This is a genomic window from Schwartzia sp. (in: firmicutes) (genome assembly GCF_978017985.1).
Window position 1 is genome coordinate 1 of sequence record NZ_CDXDFU010000099.1, and the last position, 6,987, is coordinate 6,987.

General features: G+C 47.1%; 7 protein-coding genes and 1 riboswitch. Of the genes, 1 reads left to right on the forward strand and 6 read right to left on the reverse strand.

What is annotated here, in order from left to right:
- The 6 genes from ACY69O_RS04630 to ACY69O_RS04655 form a co-directional block, all read right to left on the reverse strand.
- The coding region (locus ACY69O_RS04630; RefSeq protein WP_462332297.1) for a methylmalonyl-CoA mutase family protein at positions 1-1,001 on the reverse strand (1,001 nt) is incomplete at its 3' end.
- Positions 1,002-1,300: 299 nt separating this feature from the next.
- Positions 1,301-1,474: riboswitch (cobalamin riboswitch) on the reverse strand.
- Between the two features lie 128 nt (positions 1,475-1,602).
- Positions 1,603-2,088 (reverse strand): GNAT family N-acetyltransferase, encoded by a 486-nt coding sequence (locus tag ACY69O_RS04635; protein ID WP_462332298.1) that lies wholly within the window; start codon positions 2,086-2,088, stop codon positions 1,603-1,605.
- 152 nt (positions 2,089-2,240) lie between these two features.
- The gene (locus ACY69O_RS04640; protein WP_462332299.1) at positions 2,241-2,576 is read right to left on the reverse strand and encodes an HU family DNA-binding protein; all 336 of its coding nucleotides are present in this window, start codon (positions 2,574-2,576) and stop codon (positions 2,241-2,243) included.
- Between the two features lie 134 nt (positions 2,577-2,710).
- Positions 2,711-4,033 carry an AMP-binding protein gene (locus ACY69O_RS04645; protein WP_462332300.1) on the reverse strand — a complete coding sequence of 441 codons (1,323 nt, stop codon included), beginning with the start codon at positions 4,031-4,033 and terminating at the stop codon, positions 2,711-2,713.
- Complete coding sequence (locus ACY69O_RS04650; protein WP_462332301.1) at positions 4,030-5,175, reverse strand: thiolase family protein; 1,146 nt, start codon at positions 5,173-5,175, stop codon at positions 4,030-4,032. The genes ACY69O_RS04645 and ACY69O_RS04650 overlap by 4 nt, the downstream gene beginning before the upstream one ends.
- Before the next feature lie 5 nt (positions 5,176-5,180).
- On the reverse strand, positions 5,181-5,762 hold the full coding sequence (locus ACY69O_RS04655; protein WP_462332302.1) for a biotin transporter BioY: 582 nt from the start codon (positions 5,760-5,762) through the stop codon (positions 5,181-5,183).
- Positions 5,763-5,999: 237 nt separating this feature from the next.
- Between ACY69O_RS04655 and ACY69O_RS04660 the strand changes: the two genes are divergently transcribed.
- Positions 6,000-6,935 (forward strand): ketopantoate reductase family protein, encoded by a 936-nt coding sequence (locus tag ACY69O_RS04660; protein ID WP_462332303.1) that lies wholly within the window; start codon positions 6,000-6,002, stop codon positions 6,933-6,935.
- Positions 6,936-6,987: the final 52 nt, after the last annotated feature.

Below are 6,987 nucleotides of genomic sequence, written 5' to 3' on the forward strand. Positions count from 1 at the left end.
AAGGCTTTGATGATATTTGCCCAGATTGGACGGGATGCACGCAGTTTCGCAATCTGCATGAAGAAGTTCGCGCCCATGGAAATACCGAAGAAAATCTGTCCTGCCGCCTCTTTGATTGTAAGGCCGCGTTTCATGAGCTGACGGATATATTCTACAGCGATGGCGAGTACATAAGCCGTATCCTGTACATCGCTTGCACCGCCGCGGGAGAATACGTCATCACGAACCATGATTGTGCGAAGGCTCGGTGCGTTTTTGATGGCCCATTTTGCCGTTTCCGCCATCTCATCGTAGAGCTGATCGAGCGAAGCATAGTTCTTTCCGTTTTCGACGAGTTGACCGATCGGGTCGGCACCGACGAAGCCGGTGAGCTTTGAAAGTTTCTTACCGCAGGCATTGAATTTTGCTGCGACGCCTGCGAGCATTGGAAGTGCCGAAGCGCCTGCATAGATATAAAGTGGATACTCATCAAGTTTGAGGCCGTCGAGAAGTGTATGGATATCATCGAGGGTCGTTACACTGCAGCCGTCATCCCCGACTTTTTCCGCGTCTTTCACGTCCTGATTCAAAAGAGTAGCCTTGTCGAGACGAACATTGTAGACTGTGGAGCCTTTTTCGATCTCGAATTTGAGAAGCTCATTGTTCTCTTTAGGCAGGGTTTCATCGCACGACTGTGCAATACCCCACGGTTTGCCTACATATCCGCTGACATTAGTGCCACGCAGATAATCGCCCATACCCGGATAAGATGCCTTCGGAAGGATATCCTCTGTGTGCTTGCGCGTGTACATCGGACTGAATGTAATCCCTTCGTAGGTCTTCGTAAACATGACTTTTTCAAACGGTGCTCCCTTGAGCAGCGCTTCACAAGCCGTTTTCCATTCCTCATCGGTCGGCGGAGTGAACTCGTCAAAAGTCACTTCCGGGAAGTCTGTCTTGCTCTCTGCTTCTTTTAAGATTGCCTGCAGGTCAAGTTCTCCTTCCTTCTTTACCTCTTCCATTAGAACCCTCCTTCTAAAAATAAGCTTTTGGGCATTTAAGGTGCCCCCTTCTCTTTTACCGAAATCCATGCGTACTCTCTGCCTGCGAAACAGAATACCCGGATTTCAAAGTAAAAAAAACGGTCCGCGTGACGAGTCGCAGACCGAATAATGCATCGGGGCTCATTTTCAGGCCAATAAATAAACCGGCTTAATAAATTAAGCCGGAGACTTATACTATGCCAAAATGGTCGCCCATACACAGCATCGAATCTCCTCCCCATCAATCGCGGGTGCAAGCACTCAACGGTGAGTGCTAACGGTGATTGCCGAGAAAGGCAGGTATCCTGGCTCAGGTTCATGGCCCTTCACCGCCTTCCCGGAAAATCTTCCAGTGGCATCTTGGTGGGGGCTCCCCTATACAGTGGCGGGACCGCTCCGGCTTATCCGGATTCCCTATTGCGCTTTGCAGCACCTTTCTCCATTGCTATTCCGTTGTCAGATTCATAGTAGTCGTTTCGAAATTTTTTGTCAATAGAGAATTTATATAGTTCGATAAATATACTTAATCCCATACGGGTATAACGGTTGTATACGATAACTACCCGGTATTACCCGGTTTTCAGTGATTTTCAGCGATTTTTTTCACGAAAAAGATGTCCATTGTCGTATGAGGGCTGTTTCCTAATGGTTTTTCAAGGGATTTGTAACCCTTGCCTCTATAAATTCTAACTGCATTTTCAAGATTATGGTGCGTTTCAAGGTAAAGCGTATAGTAGCCATCCGCTTTTGCGTGACGTTCAACCGTCTCTATAAGCTTTGAACTCAGCCCTTTCCCGCGAAAAGCCGGAATGAGATAAAGCTTCTGCATTTCAGCAGTTTTAACCCCTTCAAATTCTGCATAGCCGCAGCCACCGACGATTTCCCCATCATCAGTTTCGCATATAAAATACCGCCGTCCTTTTGGGGCGTAATATTCACTGAATCTGTCCAGTTCAGGGTCATAATATGCCGTTCCCGGGAGATTGAGATGAAATTCCTCCAGAGTCTCGCGTATTATTCTTGCAATGGCAGCGTTATCGGATGCTGTGATTTCACGTATATTCATAATATCGTTCCTTTGTGTTATGACACCAAAAAGTAAGCGCTTACATTTTGGTGTTATATAGATTTTTTGGGGCAGTTAAGCATAGTGAGACGGTATTTCTCTTTTATATACACAAAAAAGCCGCCCCGAAGGACGGCCTTTCATGTCTGAAATCAGAATTTGATGCTGGATTTGAATGTGAAAGCATCAGAAGCCGGAATCTGAAGAGCAGCGCCCGTCTGCGGGTTGCGGCCCGTGCGAGCTGCACGATGGGACTGTTTGAATGTGCCGAAGCCGACAAGACGAACCTCGCCGCCCTTGCGGACAGAGTCAACAACAGTCACGAGAAGCGCATCGAGTACAGCCTTCGTATCTTTCTTGGATACTGCACCCTCAAGTTTCTCTGCTACTGCGTCAACGAGCATTCCCTTGTTAACGACTTCTTTTGCGCCCTTAGCAGCTGCCTTCGGTGCTGCTTTTGCTGCGACTTTTTTTGCTTTTTTTGCCATACGTGAAACGCCTCCTAAAAAATGTAGGTTTCTATAGGGTTTGGATTTCCATTGCCTATATTATACGCCAAAAACCTAGAAATTCCTGCAAGAAAATAAAAAAAAATCAAAAATTTTGAGGTTTTTTCTTGATTTTATGGGGTTTTAGCACATAATAGGGACTTTTTATCTACCTTTCCTCGGTCATTTAGGGGGATTTCAGCAACGAAACGAACCTTACCCGGGACCTCAACGGGCTTCAAAATCCTCTTAATTTTGCTTCGGATGTCTGCTTCGCTGATGTTTTTTTCAAGCACAATAAATGCAGCAGCATCCGTTCCTCGTATTTTATCCTCATATGGCAGGACTGCGCACGCGGAAACTCCCTGTATGGTAAGAAGCAGGTTTTCGATACGCTGGGTGCTGATTTTTACGCCGCCTTTGTTAATCCACGCATCTCTGCGTCCTTCAAAGATGAGTTCCCCGTTTTCGTTAAGGTGTCCGGTATCCTTTACTGTGAAAGGAATCTCTGCCCCGCTGATGTGGTATTTTGTATCGACGTATATGAGCCCGTCCTTTACGGTGAGGCCGATATCCGGGAAGGGCTTTCCGAGATTTCTGGGGTCTCGGTCCGGATCGTCGCAGACTGCATATGTAATGTAGTTGAGTTCGCTTGCGCCGTAGTAGAGAATGAGTTCTGCTTTTGGAAAAAGCCTTTTTAGGTCTTTTATGTTTTGGGCGGACAGAAGCTGTGAGCCCGTAAATATATGGCGTACCTCCGGGATAAAGCCGCGTACTGCCCCTGTAAGAAGAGTGAGCTTTGACGGTACAAGGTAAATTGTATCGGCATTTTCCTGTTGTATGAGTTTCGCCCACAGGCGGCAGCGCAAAGGTCTGCATGTGATAACTGTTCCTCCGGCAAACAGTACAGACAGCAGTGAGTTCATATTTCCAGTGAAGCTCAGGCTGCCATGGAGAAACATGCGGGTATTGTGATTTACCCCGAAAATCGGATTCTGTTTTGGGAAATACCCGGCCCAGCTTTCGTACGTTCTGTACATTACCTTAGGTGTTCCCGTAGAGCCGGAGCTGAGAACTCCGAGAATATCAGGCTCATTGTGAGGTACCGTGAGCTCATCCGAAGGTTCATACAGTACACTGTCGGCCGAAAAACGGAAAAGGCCCTGCAATTGGTTTTCCTTTATAATGGAAGCTGTTTCTTCATCTGTAAGGCCATGATGAAGAAGTATAGGAATAAGCCCTGCCTTCTGAAGTGAAAGAAAGGCAGTAAGCTGAAGCACGGCGGTATCGGCAAGCACAAGAAAGCTTCCACTGCAGTCCGCAGGGAGCTTTTGGCAAAGCGCATCACAGAGGTTTTCAAGGTCATTATATGTGTAATGAATAGAGTCTTCTGTGAGACATATTTTATCAGGCTGTTTTTTTGCCCAGTGGGAAAGGAGTTCGCAGTAGTTTCTCATAGCATCTCCACTCCTATGGCCTCGCCCATGCCCCCTGCCCCGGCAATGGAAAGGATCCCGCGGCCGCCGCCTGAGGATTCGAGAGCTTTGAGCAGATGTATAAGAAGAATTGCTCCTGATGCTCCGTAGGGATGTCCGTAAGCCAGTGCTCCGCCGAACCTGTTATAGATTTTACTGAGCGACGGATGCGCCCTTTCGAAAAGGACATCAATGACAGCAAAGGCTTCATTGAACTCTATTGCGGATAAATCTTCATATCTCATCCCAAGCCGCTCAAGGAGTACGTCTGCGGTACGCATTGCACCGCGCGGGCTTTCATGGGGATCTCCTCCGACAGAAGCCGTTCCAAGGATACGGGCGGCAGCTTTTAGACCATGAGCTTTGGCATAACGCTCTGAAACGAGAACCGCAAAGGCAGCACCGTCATTTATGAGACAGGAGTTTCCGGCATTTGTAACCGTATTTTCCCCGAAAAGGAGAGGCAGACGGTCTAAAAGCCGCTGGTTCATGCGCGGACGTATGCCGTCATCTTCACTCCAGCCGTCTATCGGAACAATGATATCTGACAAAACTTTATCTGCCTGAGCCTTTGCCGCACGGCGATGGCTTTCAAGAACCCATTTATCAAGCTCCGCTTTTGTTATGTGCTCGCTTTGAGCCGTTTTTTCGGCACCCTGCAGCATTGTGTCGGGGGAGAGCTCTTCCGGGGCAAACTGTGCCGTTTTATACGCTCCGTCTTTTCCCGGAGTTTTGCCATATCTGTCGTCGTTTTCCGAATAAATGCGTGTGGGCTGAAGAGAGGCGCTTTCCAGGCCGCCCGCGATAATGACATCATCCTGTCCTGATGCGATTTTTGCATAGGCAACAGACAGTGCGGCAGCCGCAGAGGCACACTGCATATCCACAGTCATTGCAGGCACACGTTCATCAATGCCTGCAGTAAGAGCCATAAGACGGGTGATATTGCCGCCTGTTCCTACCGCATTGCCTGCTATTATCCCTGAAATGTCCGTGAGATGATACTTTTTTATGAGCGCACTAAGTACCTCTCCTCCGAAGTTTTCGGGTTTTATGTATTTGAAATGACCGTTTTTCACAACAATGGGGGTCCGAAGACCCCCAAGTACATATACCTTTTCCATTTTTCTCACCGGTTTGCAAGAACTTTATTTACCTTTACTGCGATAAATGCGGCACCTACAGCCTTCATGATATCTCCCGGGATAAACGGGAAGACTGCCATTACAAGACCTTGCCAAAGCCCAACCTCCATTACGAGCATCATGGATATGAGACCGCCCACGTAAGAAAGGGGAACTCCGAATATGATGTTTACGAACGCATAACGTTTGAGATTGATGGCTTTGCCCTTAAAATAGCTTACAATCATATATGCAATCGGAAAAGCCAGATAGAAACCGCCCGTAGGCCCGAGCAGGGCGCCAAGTCCTCCCCTGCCGCCAGGGAAAATCGGAAGGCCGATTCCGCCCATCATTACGTATACGCAGATTGTGATAAAGGTCTGCTTCGGCGTGAGAACGAATGCAGTAACACCGAGGGCCATGGTAAGAGCGGTTACAAGCCCCGGGGTAAAAGGCAGCGGGAAGGAGATGAAGCCCGAAACACAGCAGAGCGCCACACAAAGCGCCATCTTGGTCATTGTCTGAACCTGTGATTCCTTGGATTGAACAGCTCCTTCTAGTGAAATGGTTGATTCCTGATTGACCATGTATATCCCTCTTATTCATCAAAGATTTATGTTAAAAATCATAGTGTCAGTGCACTGACAAGCTTATTATATCATGCGTACAGCAAACGTCAACTAATGGTTAGCATTAAGTTAACATTTATTATACGATATACATTTAATATGATGTGAAACTTTAATTTTTATTCATTGCGGCGGTTTTGCGCACATGATAGAATATGGGCAGTATTTGGAAGGATAACAGAAGGAGGAATAATCATGGGCAATCCGAAGTTATGCGTTGCCGGAGTCGGAGCTATAGGAACTCTTATTGCTGCCATGCTCGGTAAAAAATATGCAGATTCACTCAGCGTGATAGCGCGTGGAAAGCGTGCGGATTCATTCAGGGAAAAAGGTCTTGTCCTGCACAGTGATTTTTACGGTGAAGTTGTTTCACAGCCTGCAAATATTGAAGAAAACGGAGAAGCACTGGGCGTACAGGATTTTGTTTTTGTATGCGTCAAAAATTATTCTCTCGATGCAATTGCGAAGCAAATAGCGCCATGTATCGGACCTGATACGGTTATTGTTCCTGTTATGAACGGAATTGAACCCGGGGACAGACTCAGGAAGCTGTTTCCGCAGGCGCATGTGCTTGACAGCGTTATTTATACTATAACCGGGGCGCAGGAGGACTTTTCTGCGAAACAGTCGGGAACATATACATATATGTTCCTCGGGACAAAGGACAAGGACGAAACATCGGTAAATGCGGCCCATGCTCTGCATGAAATAATGAGGTCAGTTGATTTTGACTGCCGCTTTGCTGAGGATATCGAAGCGGAGATATGGAGAAAGTATATTTTGAACTGTGCCTTTAACACTATAACGGCACGCTATAAGACAAGTATCGGCCCTATCCGTGAGGATCCTGAAAAGCTGAAGGATATAAGGGGACTTTTTGAAGAGGCGTATGCGGTAAGCAAGGCTATAGGGATTTCCCTGCCTGAGGACCTGATTGAGAAGCAGTTTACCTTTATGACAACGAAGCAGTCTCCGAAAGCAACAAGCTCCATGGAACGCGATGTTTCCGCGGGACGTCCTACAGAGCTGGATGCTTTTCTCGGCTCGCTGATTCGCAAGGCAAAGGAATATAGTGTGGACGTTCCTGTCTGCACACGATATTACAATGAATTAAAAGATATGAGTATATGAATGGCTGAAATATATATACCCCATCTGCTTTAATGCAGATGGGGTATATATA